The 16722-nt window shown below is 60.4% G+C and carries 18 protein-coding genes; 3 read left to right on the top strand and 15 right to left on the bottom strand.

Features of this window, described 5'->3' with window-relative positions; genetic code table 11:
* Positions 1 to 19: 19 nt before the first annotated feature.
* Genes QLG10_RS03845 through QLG10_RS03835 form a run of 3 tightly spaced genes read left to right on the top strand, consistent with a single transcriptional unit; the run spans position 20 to position 4270 of the window.
* Positions 20 to 2266, top strand: a complete 2247-nt coding sequence (locus tag QLG10_RS03845) for an Ig-like domain-containing protein (RefSeq protein ID WP_248678395.1) — start codon at positions 20 to 22, stop codon at positions 2264 to 2266.
* Positions 2267 to 2326: 60 nt separating this feature from the next.
* Positions 2327 to 2788 (top strand): curlin, encoded by a 462-nt coding sequence (locus QLG10_RS03840; RefSeq protein ID WP_110753110.1) that lies wholly within the window; start codon positions 2327 to 2329, stop codon positions 2786 to 2788.
* A gap of 27 nt (positions 2789 to 2815) precedes the next feature.
* The gene (locus tag QLG10_RS03835) at positions 2816 to 4270 is read left to right on the top strand and encodes a curlin (protein WP_282485575.1); all 1455 of its coding nucleotides are present in this window, start codon (positions 2816 to 2818) and stop codon (positions 4268 to 4270) included.
* An 89-nt stretch (positions 4271 to 4359) separates the two neighbouring features.
* Here the strand turns inward: QLG10_RS03835 and QLG10_RS03830 are convergent, their stop codons facing one another.
* The 15 genes from QLG10_RS03830 to QLG10_RS03760 all read right to left on the bottom strand — a co-directional run bounded on the left by QLG10_RS03830 (position 4360) and on the right by QLG10_RS03760 (position 16708).
* Positions 4360 to 5415, bottom strand: coding sequence for an RHS repeat-associated core domain-containing protein (locus QLG10_RS03830; protein WP_188263531.1), 1056 nt, complete (start codon positions 5413 to 5415; stop codon positions 4360 to 4362).
* A gap of 192 nt (positions 5416 to 5607) precedes the next feature.
* Positions 5608 to 6684 carry an RHS repeat-associated core domain-containing protein gene (locus tag QLG10_RS03825; protein WP_282485572.1) on the bottom strand — a complete coding sequence of 359 codons (1077 nt, stop codon included), beginning with the start codon at positions 6682 to 6684 and terminating at the stop codon, positions 5608 to 5610.
* 412 nt (positions 6685 to 7096) lie between these two features.
* Positions 7097 to 7969 carry a CsgG/HfaB family protein gene (locus QLG10_RS03820; RefSeq protein ID WP_110753118.1) on the bottom strand — a complete coding sequence of 291 codons (873 nt, stop codon included), beginning with the start codon at positions 7967 to 7969 and terminating at the stop codon, positions 7097 to 7099.
* Between the two features lie 30 nt (positions 7970 to 7999).
* Positions 8000 to 8419, bottom strand: a complete 420-nt coding sequence (locus QLG10_RS03815) for a curli assembly protein CsgF (protein WP_083348794.1) — start codon at positions 8417 to 8419, stop codon at positions 8000 to 8002.
* On the bottom strand, positions 8416 to 8805 hold the full coding sequence (gene csgE, locus QLG10_RS03810) for a curli production assembly/transport protein CsgE (RefSeq protein WP_083348793.1): 390 nt from the start codon (positions 8803 to 8805) through the stop codon (positions 8416 to 8418). Before csgE ends, QLG10_RS03815 begins: the two co-directional genes overlap by 4 nt.
* Positions 8802 to 9341 carry a type II secretion system protein gene (locus QLG10_RS03805; protein WP_110753120.1) on the bottom strand — a complete coding sequence of 180 codons (540 nt, stop codon included), beginning with the start codon at positions 9339 to 9341 and terminating at the stop codon, positions 8802 to 8804. Before QLG10_RS03805 ends, csgE begins: the two co-directional genes overlap by 4 nt.
* Positions 9316 to 9690, bottom strand: a complete 375-nt coding sequence (locus QLG10_RS03800) for a type II secretion system protein (protein WP_020796389.1) — start codon at positions 9688 to 9690, stop codon at positions 9316 to 9318. Before QLG10_RS03800 ends, QLG10_RS03805 begins: the two co-directional genes overlap by 26 nt.
* Positions 9691 to 9694: 4 nt before the next feature.
* Positions 9695 to 10168 carry a type II secretion system protein gene (locus QLG10_RS03795; RefSeq protein WP_188263533.1) on the bottom strand — a complete coding sequence of 158 codons (474 nt, stop codon included), beginning with the start codon at positions 10166 to 10168 and terminating at the stop codon, positions 9695 to 9697.
* A 2-nt stretch (positions 10169 to 10170) separates the two neighbouring features.
* Complete coding sequence (locus tag QLG10_RS03790; RefSeq protein WP_248678389.1) at positions 10171 to 12003, bottom strand: secretin N-terminal domain-containing protein; 1833 nt, start codon at positions 12001 to 12003, stop codon at positions 10171 to 10173.
* Positions 12000 to 12518, bottom strand: coding sequence for a hypothetical protein (locus tag QLG10_RS03785; RefSeq protein ID WP_110753123.1), 519 nt, complete (start codon positions 12516 to 12518; stop codon positions 12000 to 12002). Before QLG10_RS03785 ends, QLG10_RS03790 begins: the two co-directional genes overlap by 4 nt.
* A complete protein-coding gene (locus QLG10_RS03780; protein WP_020796385.1) occupies positions 12518 to 13066 on the bottom strand; it encodes a GspMb/PilO family protein in 549 nt (182 codons plus the stop codon). The genes QLG10_RS03785 and QLG10_RS03780 overlap by 1 nt, the downstream gene beginning before the upstream one ends.
* Positions 13053 to 13598 carry a pilus assembly protein gene (locus QLG10_RS03775; RefSeq protein ID WP_282485560.1) on the bottom strand — a complete coding sequence of 182 codons (546 nt, stop codon included), beginning with the start codon at positions 13596 to 13598 and terminating at the stop codon, positions 13053 to 13055. Before QLG10_RS03775 ends, QLG10_RS03780 begins: the two co-directional genes overlap by 14 nt.
* Before the next feature lies 1 nt (position 13599).
* Positions 13600 to 14403 (bottom strand): hypothetical protein, encoded by an 804-nt coding sequence (locus QLG10_RS03770; protein ID WP_110753127.1) that lies wholly within the window; start codon positions 14401 to 14403, stop codon positions 13600 to 13602.
* Positions 14384 to 16090, bottom strand: a complete 1707-nt coding sequence (locus tag QLG10_RS03765) for a GspE/PulE family protein (protein WP_110753129.1) — start codon at positions 16088 to 16090, stop codon at positions 14384 to 14386. The genes QLG10_RS03770 and QLG10_RS03765 overlap by 20 nt, the downstream gene beginning before the upstream one ends.
* Before the next feature lie 84 nt (positions 16091 to 16174).
* Positions 16175 to 16708, bottom strand: coding sequence for a response regulator (locus QLG10_RS03760; protein ID WP_083348791.1), 534 nt, complete (start codon positions 16706 to 16708; stop codon positions 16175 to 16177).
* Between the last annotated feature and the right edge of the window lie 14 nt (positions 16709 to 16722).

The following is a 16722-nucleotide window of genomic DNA, read 5'->3' as shown; positions in this document are numbered from 1 at the left end:
ATCCGCATCAGGAGGCATCATGAACAAGTGGCCACGCTTCGCGCTCAACGCGCTCGGGCTGACTCTTTCGCTGTCCGGCAGTGCGTTCGCGCAACTCGCTGCCGTCGACCCCGGCCCCTACACCTTTGCCACGGGGAAATTCCCCATGTGGTACCAGGACAATAATCAGCTGTCGATGGAACTGTGCCAGTCCCGCGCCGCAAGTTCCCGGGTACCGGTCAGCGTGCCACCGGCTTACATGTGCACCCTGCTGCCGACGCCGGGCGTGTTCGACGACGCCCTGCCCATGGTGTTCCCGGATAACTGGCCAGACGAAGCGTTCTGGTTCCTCGCCGAGACCACCATCCCTAACAACGCCGCAGGCTACGGGATGGACGCCTACGTCGCAGGCATAGAAGCGGCATTCGCCGGCGGCAATCCACTGGACGGCGATCAAATCAGTTTTGCGCGGATCCGCATGCGGATCAACGTACCTGTCGCCGGCACCTACACCATCACCCATCCATACGGTGTTGAAACGGTCAACGTCACCACGCCCGGTCGTCGCGCCATCAACATCACCCGGGACATCGGCGTCGGTGCGCCGGGGGTCTTCAGCGGCGCATTGAGTGGTGCCGTCGGGCCATTCCTGCGTAGCGTCAACGGTCCCTACACCGAAGTGAACCCGGACACCGGGGCCATTGAAACCTTCGTTGGCGACCCGAACCTCACCGAGCCGGTCACCGGCAGCCCCAACAACACCAACTTCGTGCGCATCCAGGGCCCGGCCGGGACCATCGAGACCAATCTCTTTACCGTGGCCGGCAAAGTCCTCGACAACCGTGCGCAAACAGCGGTGGAGCTCGACCGCGCCACCTATCGCCGCACCTCCTCGGGTACCGGCAACAGCACTCGGGTCGAAATCTTCGGTAAAGCGGCCAACAGCTCTACGTTGTGCTTCCGGGAAACCGTCGCACTGGTACCCGGCCCACCTCCGACGCCTTGCCTGACCAACCTGACGGGTGACGGGACCGGCCTGTTCTTTGGCCACCGTCTGTTCAACGGCCCCGTGCCACCGGTGGTGGTGCTTACCGCCACCGACCCGGCCGGCACCACCCGCCCTACTGCCGTATCAAGCAAGCTCACTGATGTGGTGAAAGTCCAGACCGCGCGCTACAGCTGGAGCAATCACAGCCTGTTGATCGAAGCCACCTCGTCTGACGAAGTGGTGGTACCGGACATGGTCGCCCAAGGCTACGGACGGTTAACCAAATCCGGCACCCTGCAACACTTGACCGTCTCTGACCTGATGCAGCCGCCGGCCACTGTCACGATCAAATCCGCCGCTGGCGGCAGTGACACCGAACCCGTGGTGGTCGTGGGAACGGCACCAGACACCGGAGAGAATCAGGCACCCATCTCCAACGCTGACACCGGCAGTACCAGCTTCGGCGTGCCGATCACCCTCAGCCCGCTGGCCAACGACACCGATCCGGACGGCAACACACCGCTGACCATCACCGCGCTCACCCAACCACCCACCGGTCAAGGCACCGTGGCGCTGAACGGCACCACCGCCGTGGTCTACACCCCACCGGCCGTGGTGAACGTACCGCTGACCACGACCTTCACCTACAAGGCGCAAGACGCTAAAGGCCTGGCCTCGACCGCTGCGGCGACCGTGACCATCACCGTGGCGCCTAACCAGCCGCCAACGGCTGTCGCTGACGCTGCCGCGACCCTGGGTGTGTCGATACCGATCAACGTGCTGGCCAACGACACCGATCCGGAAGGCAACGTTCCGCTCGCAGTCGCCAGCTTCACTCAACCTCCGACCGGTCGCGGCAGCGTCACCAGTAACGGTACGGTCCTGACCTACAACCCACCGGCCTCGGTGCCCACGGCCTTCACCACGACCTTCAACTACTTCGCCCGGGACAGCTTCGGTGCTGTATCGGCGACGCCGGCCACGGTCACGGTGCAAGTCTCGCCACGGCCTGCTGCGGAAACCTTCGCGGTCACGACAGCCACGGTGACGGCCCGTTCCAACAACCGCTTCAACTGGGACTTCGCGGGGACCTCCTCGGTGACCACCGGCAACACCATCACCGTCCAGGTGACCACGCCAACCGGCCTGGTAACCCTGGGTAGCACGACCGTGCCGTTGACCGGACGCTGGAGGCTGACCGTCAGCAACTCGACCACGGTGATTCCGTCGGCCAACCCGACCGCCACCATCACCTCGTCCCAAGGCACCGTGCGCACGGTGCAGGTGATCTCGAACTGAGTCCGCGCCCCATCGACTCGCTGAGTTGATGGGGCAGGCCTCCAGCCAAAGGAGCATGCCATGAAAACGTCGACCGCCGCCCTGCTCTGCCTGCTTCTGCTCTGCAGCAGCGCGGGCGCGCGCGCCGACGACTTGATGGAAAACGACGACATTGCACCCGGCGTCGACCTCGGCGAGCTGCCACCCCCGGTGGGCCAGCAAGCCCTGATCGACCAGAACGGCCAGGCCAACGTCGCGCTGTTGCAACAGAACGGCCAGTCGCTGCTCGGCCAGATCGTGCAGTCGGGCAGCAATCAGGAAGCCTACATCCTGCAACAAGGCAGCGACCTGATGGCCTTGATCAACCAGCAAGGTTCCGGCAATGCCGCGTCCATCACCCAAACCGGCAGCCACAACCGCGCGCAGATATCCCAGAACGGCAATAACAACGACGCCAGCATTGTCCAGGCCGGCACGGGGCAGCAAAGCGCTGTGACCCAAGCAGGAAATGGAATGAGCGTATCGGTCACTCAATATCGCTAAAGCACTGCACCACTTGGAGGTTTCATCATGTTCAAATTGACGCCCCTCACCGCCGCCATCCTGGTCATCGTCAGTGCTCAAGCATTGGCCGACGACAGCGTGTCGAACCAGAACCAGTTCGGTGACACCAACATCGCAAACGTGAAACAGACGGCGGCACCGCTAAGCACCGCCACCCAGAACCAGTACGGCGCCGGCAACGACGCAGCCTCCGTACAGGACAACGCCACCAGCACCATCGAGCAGAACCAGAGCGGCAACTACAACGCCGGCTACGCCGAGCAACTGTTCGAAAACAACAGCAGCATCATCCAGAACCAGAGCGGTGATACCAACATCAGCCATGCCAGCCAGTCGATCGGGGCCGGCGGTGGGCAGATCCTGCAACAACAGGAAGGCACCGGTAACTTCTCGTTCATCTACCAGGACAGCCAGGAAAACAGCACCGGCAAAACCTACCAGTACGGCGACAGCAACGAGGCCAACATCGAACAGATCCAGGTGGGCACGGCCAACAATGCGGTGATCATCCAGTACGGCACCGCCAACTACGCCACCGCCGAACAGATCAACCACATGAACGGCCAGATCGACATCAACCAGTCCGGAGGCACCAACTATGCCTACGGTGACCAGCGCAACGGCGAAGGCGGTAACCTGACCATCAACCAGTATGGCGACGGCAACGGCAGCGAAGTCTGGCAGGACACCCAGGTCGCCAGTAAAACCACCATCGACCAGAACGGCCAGACCAACGAAGCCATCGTCGACCAGAGCTTCGGCGACCACAACGTTGCCCAGGTGATTCAGGTCGGTGATCTCAACGCGATCTATGCCGACCAGTTCGAGTCCATGGGCTCGACCGTGACCCTCAATCAACAGGGTATCGGCAACATCCACTTCACCTACCAGACCGGCACCGACCATGTGCTCAACGCAACGTCCACGGGTAACGACAACAAGGTCTACGCCAGCAACTGGAAAGGCCCGGCCACGCAAATGGGCGGTCAGTTCGGCACCAACCAACGCGCCACCGTCAACCAGAACGGCAACGGCAACGTCGCCAACTTCACCCAGAAAAACGCCGGCCACATCATGACCACCAACCAGACCGGCTACGGCAACAAAACCACGGTCACCCAGGCCGATTCCTACAACGAGCTGTACTTCGACCAGAACGGTACCGACAACATCCTCATCGCCGACCAGCGCGGCACCAACAACCTGGCCCAGGGCAGCAGCACCGGCACCCACAACACCACCGACGTCAATCAGGAAGGCAGCGGCAACCAGGCGTTCACCACGCAGCTGTATGGCGAAGACAACATGATCACCATCAAGCAGGCGGACACCATGAACGTGGCCTATGTAACCCAGGGCGGGACTGGCAACATTGCCAGTGTTGATCAGAGTGGCATGACCCAGACGGCCAACGTGCAGCAGTTTGGTACGGCTAACAGTGCGACTGTGTTGCAAAAGTAAGCGCACGGGGGTGAGGAACCGCGGCCCTTGAGGGAGGGTCGCGGTTTGTTATGGGACAACTCCATGACCGTTCAGGCCATCGTGGGGTATCAATAACGTCTCAACGAGGACAGAATTCGCTCGGAATGATGAAAATTAACATCATAGAGGTAACCCCCTTCAATCCGAGTCGTGCGCAGATCAAGATCATCTATTACACTTTCTCTAACCCTCTTAACATGCCTACTTAGAGACTCATTTCCCATGATTGACGGGTCCAACATTTTGAATGCAGCACTACCAACCCCCTTGACGGGCGGGCGAAATCGAAATCCACCTGAAACAGGCAAGCAATTATAGTCATTCAAACTGGGGTAAATCTTTCTGTTAGCTTTCTGCTCAGCCCTGATGAATACTTGTAAATTGCTTTTTGAAGCTTCTACAGAGTACTCATTGAGGCGCTTTGAAACCAAAGCCAAATTATCCATATCCTTCTGACCAAGAAACTTCGCAATCTCGTTAAACACGTCAGAATTGATACCTTCAAGCGAATTTAACGCTGGATCATTTCTTGGCACAGGTTTCGCCACCCACCTGACTAATTTTCTAATTCCTTTTAGAACCCCGTCTAAAACATGCCCGGTCGGATCCACAAAATTCACAGGATCTCCAAAACAATACGCATAAGAATTCAGCCCACCCTTCCCAAATGGACTCCAGCTATCAGGCCTATTGAATCGCATTAACACGGGATTAAATGCCCTATAGCCATTGCCTAATAAATAATGTCCAGTCACCGACTCTGGTCGTTCGCCATTGAAACCCAGCAAGCTGAGGCGTCTGTTCACAGCGTGGCGGTGACCGTAGGGTAAGTAGGTGATGTAATCTCGTTGCTGATTAGCCTTGAGCGTGTGGAGTATCGAGCGTTGTAGATCGGTGGCGAGCAACGTGGTGTCGAGCACATCGTCCTGGCGCTGTTGTTGGGCCAACACCAGGTCGTCGTGCTGAATAAAGGAGTGGTGCAATGTCCCTTGAATCTCGGTGGCCAAGCGACTTTTGCAGTAAAAGCGTTGCCGCGGGGTCACTTGTGGTTCGGTATGGCTGATCAGAAGATCCAGAGAATCGTATCGATAGTGGCAGAGCGGAATTTGCTGAGGCAAAAGCATGGGAGCTCCGAGCTTTCATGGTCCAAGCTTGAGTATCCATGATGACGCCAGGGTTGTGACCTAGCAGAATTGATAGCTGTACTTTGAGAACGGGGACTGAAACGCAGACAGATTTATTTTCGCTGAAAAAGTCAGACCGAAAAAACCGGGCAAAAAATTTATCCGAATATAAATCCATCCTCCTTCTGGAAATTATCGAGATCTCAGTAGCATTGAAAGGTGATGTGCATGAAGAGAATTGAGTTTCTGCACTTTTGCCAAGCCATCTGGAAGACCTGCCTTGTTGACCTTGTCGGCAGCGCTCTGCCTGGCCCGGCTACTAAGCTGCTTTAGGGTTGCCGATCCTCCGATCTCTGGATGAAGTTTTTTAAATGCAGCACTACCGACACCCCGTAAAGGTGCCACCGAATCTGTCGATATTCGGCCAGATTCTAAAGTGACCTGCCTCATTTCATTTCGAGACGAACTCAGCGCGCTGTGAAGCGGTTTTCCGCTTGCTTCATGTGACGCCAGGTAAATTTTCAAGTTGCTCATTCCGGCCGCTGTTGAATGTTCCTGTAGCTGCCGTGAAGTCTGAGCAAGATTATCCATGTCAGACCGACTTAAATATTGTGATATTTCTTGAAATGTATCAAAAGCAATGCCCTCAAGCGAATTTTTTTCGGGAATATTTCTCACTACAGGTGTCGTTACGAACCCGAAGAAATTTTTAACGCTTTCTACAAGACCCAATCGAACGTGCCCCGTGGGGTCGGAAAAATTCACAGGCTCTCCCAAACAATATGCATACGAATTCAGCCCACCCTTCCCAAATGGACTCAAATTGTCGGGACTATTAAATCGCATTAAAACCGGGTTAAACGCTCGATAACCATTACCCAATAAGTAATGTCCCGTCATCTGGTCTGGTCGTTCGCCGTTGAAGCCCAGCAAGCTGAGCGGTCCATTGACCGGCTTGCGGTGACCATAGGGTGAATAGACGGCGGGTTGTCGTGGGTGATTGGCCTTGAGCGAATGGAGTACCGAGCGCTGAACATCGGTGGCCAGCAACGTAGTGTCGAACGCCTCATCCTGACGCTGATGTTGTGCCAACAGCAGGTCGTCGTGCTGGACAATAGAGTGCTGCAGTGCCCCTTGAATTTCGGTGACCAGGCGACTTTTGCAGTAAAAGCGTTGAAGCGGGGACGCTTGGGATTGGGTGTATCTGATCAGGCGATCAAGAGAGTCGTAGCGATAGAGGCCAAGCAGATTTTGCTGAGGGAAGGTCATTGGGTGCTCCGAGCTATTAAGATCCGGACGCTTGAGTATCTGTGATGACGCCAAGGTTGTGACCTGGCAGAACTGATAGTTGCAAAGCCCCAGTGAACCTATACGGGAGTGAGCCTGTTCGCGAAGAACGATAACGCGGTCAGCCCTGCGGAACGATGTTATCCAGCGCGCGATTTACCGCCAGGTCAGCCAGCATGGTCCCGTGTTGGATGCCCAGCAACATGCCGTTAATGACTGGTCGGCTACAAGGCCGCCATTGCTGTTGCATCGGCTTGTCCTTGTAGGAGCGAGCATGCTCGCGATGGTCGCCAACGATGACGCGGGGCACCTGGCAGCCCGCGGTGCTCTGTGGTTCATCGCGAGCATGCTCGCTCCTACAGGGGATCGGGTACAGCCGTTACAGTGGATCGGTTCACTCATCCTCCCCCTCACCCTCCGGCACCACCCTGTTCTGCGTCAGGTAGCGATCCAGGGTCTCATTCTGCGCAGGCTGGGAATTGTCCCCCGCCACCTGCCACAAATGTCGCTCGATCCCCTGCGCCAGCATATGCCCCACCGCCGCCTCGATCGCCGACAACACGCACAACTGCGCCGGTTCGTTGGTGGTGTAGCCCACCTCGGCTTCGAGCAATTTCTTGAACTCGATGAACTTGAACACCCCGGCGCTGCGGGCCACGGAGTAGATGGTCTTGCTGGTCATGACGTTGGACAGCACCTGCCCGCTGCGCACGTCCACCGCCCGCAGGTTCACCGTGACCTGGTCGACGCGATACTCCCGGGAAATGTCGATGCCCAGGTAGCGCGCGCCTTCGCCGCCGCTGCGAACGTTGGTGTCGTAGGCGATGATCCCGCCTTCGAGCATCATGTTCGCCGCTTGCAGCGGTGGCAGCTCACCCTGGATGTTCACCGGGGTATTAGGCTTCTTTTGCGAGGCGCGGATGATCTTGCGTTCGGTCAACAGGTTCTGCAGCCCTTCACGCTCGAGCACCACGAACCAGCCGCTGGCCTGCAAGGCGTCCATCAGCATGCTCGCCGCGCCCTGGGTGACGCTGGTGGAAAACGAGCTGGCCGGGGTCGGCTTGTATTGCCCGGTCTGGTCGCGGAAGCCGTAGACCACCGCCATCAACCGGCCCTTGGGTCGTGGCATGTTGATCAAGTCATAGTAGGTCGAGGCCCTTGGGGTCAGGGTCGGGGTTTTGGAGTCTTGCTCGGCCGGCATCGGCTCGCGCAAACTGCACCCTTGTAATGCCGCCAACATCAGCCCTAGCGCTATTATTTTTTTCATGTCCTTAACTCCCCATTGTCCCGATTCCCCTCAAGGGGCCAGGCCATTCACCTGGATTTCCGAAACTTCGCCCGTGGCCCGGTCGGTCACGTTGATCGTCAGCGCACCGGAGTCATCGACCACGTCGACGATGAAAGCGTCCGTGGACAGGCTCCCCGTGTTGCCGGTAGAGATGTTGTCCAGCAGTTGCCCCAGCAAGCGCGATTGCAACTGGGCGCTGAAGCGCTCCAGGGCCGAGGTTCCGGCCGCCGAGGTACGATCCTTCAAGTCGGGATCGTCGTAGTCGTTCTGCGCCTGGGCGTTGTTGAGCAGCCAGGTGCCGTTCAACGGGTTGCCGCCAAACGAAGGGTTGACGGGCGTGTACACCAGTTCCGTGCCCTGGACCATGGCGCAAGCACCCAGGCCGAGCATGCATCCACCGGCGCGCTGCAAAAACGTTTTCGCTTTCATAGTTCGTCCCTCTCAAGGTCCGTGGTGTCCTGCAACAAGGTTTCCAGCTTGCGCTGGACAATCTGCCCGCGTACCCAGTCGGCGGCGGCATAGGCCTCGTCCTTGAGCTCCACGGTGTTCGGCGGCAGGAAGCGCCGGTAAACCAGGCGTTGTTGAAATTCCACGGTCACCAGGCTGCCCCAGCGAGCCGAAGGTCGTTCGCGTACCACCAGGTTGAAATCCATCGGGCTGGTGGCGCGCAGGCGTTCACTGAACGAGTAGTAAAATTCGTGGCCGATGTGCGAGATCGTGTCGTCGACGATGAAACCGAGCATCTCGTCCTCTTCAGCGGCCCAGGTCACACAGGTGCTCAACAGCAGGATCATTGCCAGGCAGAAGCGCTTCATGGCTGCAACCCCTCCGGCACTGCGGACTGGCCTTTGGCAGGGCCCGAGGTGCCATCGAGGAAGGCTTTTTCGGCCACGAACTGCCAGTCCTTGTAGCTGGCCATGCCGGCGAAGTCCGACCACTGGCTGGGGAAGTCCGCCTGCTTGAGCGGCTTGTCGGTGGACGCGCTGCTGATGCCGGTGATGCGTCCGTCGAAGCCGCGCATCAGGAACCATTCACCGCCGCCGATCGGGTCCGGGTACAGCTGGCGAATATGGTGTTTGGCGTTGGGAAAACGCTCGTCCTGCAACAGGTCGGCGAGTTCCTTGGGGTACTGGGCCAGGCCTGGCGAACTGCGGTAATAGCTGCGCAGTGCCTGGGCGTACTGGGTGCCGACCCAAAGCAATTGGCGTTCGCGGTCGCGCCGCGAAGCGGTGGACCACAACTCGCCGGCACTGGCCAGGCCCATGCCCATCACCATGATCAAAAACAGCACACCCAGGTAGGTGAAGCCGCCTTGTGCCGCAGGCTTACCACTCGGAATAAAGGCTGCCATCACGCGCCCTCCCTGTGGCTCCACTCTTGATATCGGCGACACCGCCAGCCACGCCGTCAGGCGGTGCAACCAAGACCCAGGCGTCCTTGCGTTCGACAATCGGGTCCATCGGCGGGTTGCGCAGGTAGCGCTGTTCAACCAGTTGCTCGATGGAGTCGGGATAGCGCCCGGTGTCACCGTAGTAGTGATCCAGTGCTTCGCGCATCGCCGACAGGCTCTGGCGCAGGGTGGTCTCCTTGGAGGCCTCCAGGCTGTTGAAATAGCGCGGCAAGGCGATGGTCATCAGGGTGGCGATGATTGCCATGACCACCATCAGTTCCAGCAGGGTAAAACCCTTTTCCCGACGCATATACTCACCACTCCCGGTAGGCGATGCCGTTGAGACCCTTGCCGCGGGCCTTGGAGTAAACGTCAAAGACGTCCTCGCCCTCCCGCGGGTTTTGAGCCGTACTGTCGTAGGAGCGCAAGCCCCAGCCACCTTCGTCGTCGCGCTTGACCGGTGCCAGCGGGTCATGGGGTACGCGGCGCAGAAAATAGAACTTGGCACCCTTGGCGCTGCGCACATCACGCACCCCTTCGACCAGCACCTGCAGGTTCGGCGGGTAGCCGCTGCTGTTAAGCGACTTCTCGATGTACCCGGCGTCAAAAGCACGCTTGTAGGCGTCGATGGCATCGCGGATCTGGTACAGCGCGGTACGCAGTTCCTGCTCTTTGCCCCGGCGCACCACGGTCTCGGTCAGCGGCGCGGCCATGCCGGCCAGCAGGCCGATCAACGACAGCGTCACCACGACTTCGATCAAGGTAAAACCGCGTTGCGAGGCGTTCATGATCAAGGCTTCCCAACAGTAACGGTGGTAGCGATCGGTGCGCTCATGCCGTTGGCCTTGACCTCTTCAACCTCGACCTTCGAGCGATCCGGCGCCTGGATGTGCATGCTGGTTTCGGTGCCCGTGGTGAATTCCATGTCCGACGGACTCTGGTACGGCAGGTTGCGCACGATCCGCGGGGTGATCGACAACACCAGCTCGGATTTGCTCACGTCGTCCTTGTTGCTGCCAAACAGGCGCCCCAGGCCAGGAATATCGCCAAGACCGGGAATCTTGTTGCCGGTGCTGCCATGGTCGTTGCGCATCAGGCCGGCGAGAATCTGCGTTTCGCCGTCATGCAGGCGCAGTGTGGTCTGCGCGTTGCGGGTATCGACCTGGACCGGAATCGTGCCCTGGCGGGTCGGTTCCAGTGGCGTGGCGTTGCTGACTTCCAGGGCCACCTTGATCGCCACTTCGTTGTTCAAGTGCACAGTGGGCTGCACTTCCAGTTTCAGACCGACGTCCAGGTAAGTCACGCTTTCGGTGATCACCGGTCCCTGGGTCGACGGCACCGACGTGGCGCTGATGATCGGCACACGCTGGCCGATGTGAATGCGCGCCTGTTCGCGGTTGCTGACGCGGATCACCGGGCTGGCGAGGGTATTGATGTCCTTGTCCTGGGCATTGATCTTGGCCTGTGGCGAGGGCTGGATGGTGATCCGGCTGGAATTGATGCCCTTGAGCTGATCGAGCAGGGTCACCGCCGAACCGTCGCTGTTGACCACGCCGAAGGTGTTCGGCCATTGCAGGCCCAGGTCGAGAATCCGCTGGGTGGCGACCTCCATCACTTCCACTTCCAGCACCACTTCGGGGTTGGACTGATCCTGCGATTGCAGGAGCTTCTCGGCCATGCGCACGGCGTCACCGGTGTCGCGCATGGTCAGGGTGTTGAGGCGTTCGTCGACGAACACGTCGCGGGTCTTGAGCATGGTCTTGACCATGTTCAGCGCGGTATTGGCATCGATACTGGTCAGGTAGAAGGTGCGCATCACCAGCTCCTGGTAATCCTTGAGCTTCTGCGGCGAGTCCGGGTAGATCAGCAGGGTGTTTTCGTTCACCACTTTCTGGTGCAGCTGGTTCTGTTGCAGCAGCAGTTCCACGGCGTCTTCGATGCGCACGTCGCGCACGAAGATGGTGGCTTTCATGTCCGGGCGCAGGTCCTTGTCGAAGATGAAGTTCAGGCCGGCGACCTGGGACAGCACTTCGAAGATGGTCTTGAGATTGGCGTCGCGAAACTCCAGGGTTACCGGCTTGTCCAGCTTGGTGCGCAGTTGCGGATAGGCCACCACGTTGCGGCTCTGCACCAGGCGGATATTGCCTTGCAGTTCCAGGGCGCCTTCGTTGTTGGGGTCCAGTTCGAGAATCTGCCTGACCTGACGCTCCGCGCCGTAGATGTCGCCACGGCGCAGGTCGCCACGGGCCAGTTCGAGTTTTTCATCGAGGTTGCGCATGTGTTCGAGCTGACGCATGGCGTCCTGGGCGCGGCGGTTGTTCGGTTCGATGGTCAACACCCGGCTGTACCCCATGCGAGCGGACGCGAAATCACGCTGGGTGCGATCCATGTCGGCCTGGGTCAGCAGCGCCGTGACCGCACGGGCACGAGCGCTGTTGAGGGCAATGTGCAGCTCGGTGTCGCGAGGGTTTTCCCGCAGGCCCTCCTCGATCCGGGCCAGGCCGGCTTCGTACTGGCCCTGTTCGATCAGCTCAGAGGCTTCTTCCTTGGCCACCTGCGCCGAGCTGCAGGCGGCCAGCCCTGCACAGAGGCAGAGGCTCATCAGCAAACGGGACTTGTTCATTGCGCGCTCCCCACAGACAAGGTCTGGGACAAATGCAGAGGCAAATAGACCAGGCTCAGTTCCAGATCGGAAATGCCCTCGATCTTCCATGTTTCGTCAATCACATCCCCTTTACGCACGACGTAGATCTTTTCGCCGTTTTGCAAAAACACTTGCAGGTCGGTGCGATCGTCCATCCGGCCGATGAACTGGAACGGCATGGGCGGTGCAGTGGGGACCTGCACCACCGGTGCGACATTGACCGGTTGTTCGGTGACGCTGGCCAGCGTCGGCGCGGCCTTCCAGCTGCGCGCGGCGAACAGGTCGCCCGCCGGGCTCAGGTCCTTGATCGCCACGGGCGCAGCAGAGGCCTGCGCTGCTGGCAAGGCGCCGCGTTGCTTGCCTTTGACGGGCGTGGCCACCGCGGCCACTTCAACGTCACTGTCGTCAGCCTGTTTAAAGTATTCGGGCAACCAGGTCAGCGCCGCGGCCACGCCGAGGAACGCCACCCAACCCACTGCACGTTTGTTGTTCATCATGACCTCGACAGGTAAAGGGTCATGCGGATCCGCCCGTTCAGGTCGGTGTCGGCGATCTTCTTGCGCGAAAGCTCCAGGTCCTCCACCACCACCGCCGGCAACTGGCCGAGCAAGGCGTGCATGAAGCGCCGCAGTTGCGGGTAGCTGCCCCGCACCGGCAACAGGATCTGATAGCGCGCCAGGTGGGTCTTGGGATCGATGCCCAGCGAGTATTCGCCCCTGGACAGGGTGATGCGTTCCTGGGCGGCCAGCGCATAGATCTTGTCGATGGCGACGGTGGCCTGGGGCTGGGTCGGCAATTTGCTGCGGAAATCATCGAGCTGGCGTTGCGGCACGACCGGAGCTGCGATCGAGCCCTCCTCGACCTTGGCCAGGTATTCGCGGGCGTCCTGGGTCTGCTGGCTCAGGTGCTGCAGCGCCTGCCAGTCCGGCAACAAGCCGAACAGGCCGTAGGCCAGCGCCAGCACCAGCAGGGCCAGCCCCGCCAGGCCCGGCACGCCGAGGCTTTGCAGGTATTCGTGGACGATCAATCTAGGGATTTGCATCGCCAATCTCCCAGGTAGCCGACAAGTTGAATTGCACCGGGTGTTCCGGCACGTTGGCGACGATTTCGTGGCTGAGCAACGACACGTCGGAGAGCTCGTCGCAGGCTTCGAGGCGGCGGTGGAAGTCGAGCATGGCGTCCAGGTCGCGTGCCTCGGCGCTGATCCGCACCTGGCCCTTGCGGGCATCCGGGGTCAGGGTCAGCAAGGCAATGTTGTCCCGGGGCATGGCTTCCAGGGTGGCGAACAGGCGCTCCCAAGGGCGGCGCAACTGCTGCGAGACCTTGCGCATCTCGGCCAGGTTCTGCGCCTGTTCGCGGGTTTCGGCCGGGGTCAGATTGACCTTGGCGCCGGTGTCGCCGGTGAGGACGCGTTGCGTGGTTTGCAGATGACCTTGCTGTTGTTCGACCTCCCCACTTACCTGTTGTTGGATGACGATGCAGGTCAGCGCCAGCACCACGCCACCGGCCAGCAGGCTCCAGCCCAGGGGACTGGAGCGGCGGCGCGGCTGAAAGTCGAGCATCAGGGGGCGCATGTCAGGCCACCGTCCGGGACATGACGTACAGGCTGTCGCGTACGCTGGTCCGGCCTTCTTCGAAAGTGCGCAGGTGTACGCCTGGCACCTCGGGGTGCGAATCGATGCGTGCAGGCGCATGCAGGTAGACGTTCAGTGGCCGCTCACTGGTGGACGCCTGCAATTGGCATTCGCGACCGACCAGCGCGCTCAGTGCGGCATCGCTATCGCTGCTGCCCACCGAGCGCACCGCCGTCCAGCGACCTTCGCGCGCCAGCAGCATCACGCTGCGCACCGGTTCTGCGACCACGAACAGGAAGTCGCCGGCGTCGAAGCTTTTGTCGAAGTGGTTGAACGCCGCCATCAGGTACGGTTGCACCGAACGCAGGCGCAAGCCACGGCCACTGACCAGGGCACGCAGGCGCTCGATCAGGTCTTGCGGCAGCGCGCTGGCGATCCGGTCGTAGCCGGCGGGTTCGGCCGACAGCACCAGGCTCCAGGGTTGGTTGGGCGCCCCGTAGAGGTCTTCGAAGCACAGCTGGGCAAACCCGCGCAGTTCATCGGGGCTGCTGATCTGCTCGCTCCAGGGCACCAGGCAAAACCGGCTGAAGTGGCCGGAGACCACCACGGTCAACTCGGCACCGGCACGGGCATGTTCACCCAGCAGGCGGTCGAGGGTTTCCAGGGCGACCGTCCAGGCCATGAACCCTTCATCGATGAAGCCGACGCTGCCCAGCCACAGGGTGTCGCCACCCTGGCGCTGACCGAGGCCGACACCACTGGCGCCGAGCACGGCGACATAACGCTCACGAGATAAAAGTGACACGATTGATCTCCTCGAGAGTGGTCCGGCCTTGTTGCACCAGTTCAAGCGCCGATTCGCGCAGCAGGCGCAAACCGCGTTTGCAGGCGTGGGCCTTGATTTTCGAAATGGGTTGGCGCTCGACGATCATTTGCCGCAGCTCATCGTCCAGGTGCAGCAGCTCGGCGATCGCACTGCGTCCGCGGTAGCCGGTGCCACGGCAATGACCGCAACCCTTGCCATGGACGAAGTGGTAGTGCGCGACCTGTTGCGGGTCGAGGCCCGAGCTTTGCAGCTCCTCTTCGGTCGGCGCGTAGGGCGTGCTGCAAGCGCTGCACACCAGGCGGATCAGGCGCTGGGCCAGCACCGCATTGAGTGCGGAGACCAGGCTGTAGGGGTCGATTTCCATCTGGGTGAAGCGGCCGATCACGTCGAACACGTTGTTGGCGTGGATGGTGGTGAACACCAGGTGCCCGGTCAGTGCCGATTGCACGGCGATCTGGGCAGTGTCGGGGTCGCGGATCTCGCCGACCATGATCTTGTCCGGGTCGTGGCGCAGGATCGAGCGCAAGCCGCGGGCGAAGGTCAGGCCTTTCTTTTCGTTGACCGGGATCTGCAGCACGCCGGGCAACTGGTACTCCACCGGGTCTTCGATGGTGATGATTTTGTCCACGCCGTGGTTGATCTCGGTGATCATCGCGTACAGCGTGGTGGTCTTGCCGCTACCGGTGGGGCCGGTGACCAGCACCATGCCGTAGGGTTCGGCGGCCAGGCGGCGCAGTTGGCGCAGGGTTTCCTCTTCAAAACCCAGGGCCTGCAACTGCACGCCGCAGACCTTGTCGGCCAGGTCCTGCTTGTCAAGCACCCGCAGCACCGCGTCCTCACCGAAAATGCTCGGCATGATCGACACCCGGAAGTCGATCTGCCGGCCGCTGATGCCGATCTTGAAGCGACCGTCCTGGGGCACGCGTTTTTCGCCGATGTCCAGTTCGGCCATGACCTTGACCCGGGAAATCACCTGCTCGGCGAATTCGTTGCCCTGGATCTTGCTGATGTTGTTGAGCACGCCATCGATGCGGTACTTGATCACCAGGCCGCTGCCGGTGGTGCCCAGATGAATATCGCTGGCGTGCATTTTCAGCGCGTCGTAAAGGGTCGAGTTGACCAGCTTGACCACCACGCTCGAGTCTTCGCTGATGCTGGTCAGGGACAGGCTCTGCAGGGTGTCGATTTCGGTGTTGCCATCAGCCTGGGCGTTGAGCGATTCCACCGCGTGGAAGCTCTCTTCGTGGCGCGCCAGGTAGGCTTTCAGGTCGTCGGCGTGCACCAGGTACAGTGGCGCGCCGTGCAGGCAGTCGTCGATCCAGGCCAGTCGAGCGCTGTCGAAGGGATCGGCAAACACGCCGATGACCGCATCGTCGTGACGCAGCAGGATGAATTCGCGCTTGAGGCATTGGGCCAGGGTGACCCGGTCGAACACCGGGGTGGCTTGAAACAGGCTGTCGGTGTCGAGCACCGGGTAGTGCAGGGTCGCGCCCAGGCACTGGATAAAGGGCATGGGAGCCAGTTCGCAGAGCGCCCCGAGGGCTTCGAGCATGCGCTCGCCGGAACTGCCGGCCCGGGAACGGGCCTGGGCCAATTGCTCACTGGTGAATCGAGTCGGTACGCAATCGCGCGCTGGCACATCGACGACAAGGGATAGACGGTCCATGGCTTGCTCTCCAACACCCGGGGCTTAGAGCCCTGTCGGCGCGGCGAGCAATTGCGGCGGATGCCGGAACCTCTTGTCGCGCCATTACTCCCCGGTGAGCAATTGTTCGTCGTCTGGCGCTGTGGAGGCCGTGTTACTTCGTCGGCGATCTGCAAGCACCCAACTACCGTCGTACAACTGCAGCGGGAAACTCTCGGTCCTGCTCTGGCGTCGTTCGACAAAGCCTTCGCTACTGCTCACTCCCGCTTTGGGTTCGCGCTGGCGCCCCAGAAGGTCAAGTACTGCACGTGCCAGTTCCGCCAACGGAAACGGTTTGAACAGGATATGGCTGACTCCCAGTTGCCGGGCCCTTTCGCAAACCTCTGCGGTGGGGTGCCCCGTGATCAGCACAAAATGACACTTCCTGTTCTGGCGGACGGCATCGAGCACCTCAAAGCCTTCCATATCGGGCAAGCGGTAATCGAACACCATCACATCGGGTGCGAAATCGTCAGCTTCCACGATTCCTTGCGCACCGTCGTGAGCAATCCGGACTTCCAGCGCTTGCGCCTGCAGGTAACCCTGGAGGTTTTCCGCCAGCAGCTGTTCGTCATCAACAACCAGTACTTTGTTTAACAAGGTGGACTCCTTGA

The sequence above is a fragment of the Pseudomonas sp. V98_8 genome (genome assembly GCF_029967975.1).
GTDB lineage: Bacteria > Pseudomonadota > Gammaproteobacteria > Pseudomonadales > Pseudomonadaceae > Aquipseudomonas > Aquipseudomonas umsongensis.
The sequence above is the reverse complement of the archived record's forward strand: the minus strand, read 5'-3'. Positions and strand labels throughout refer to the sequence as shown.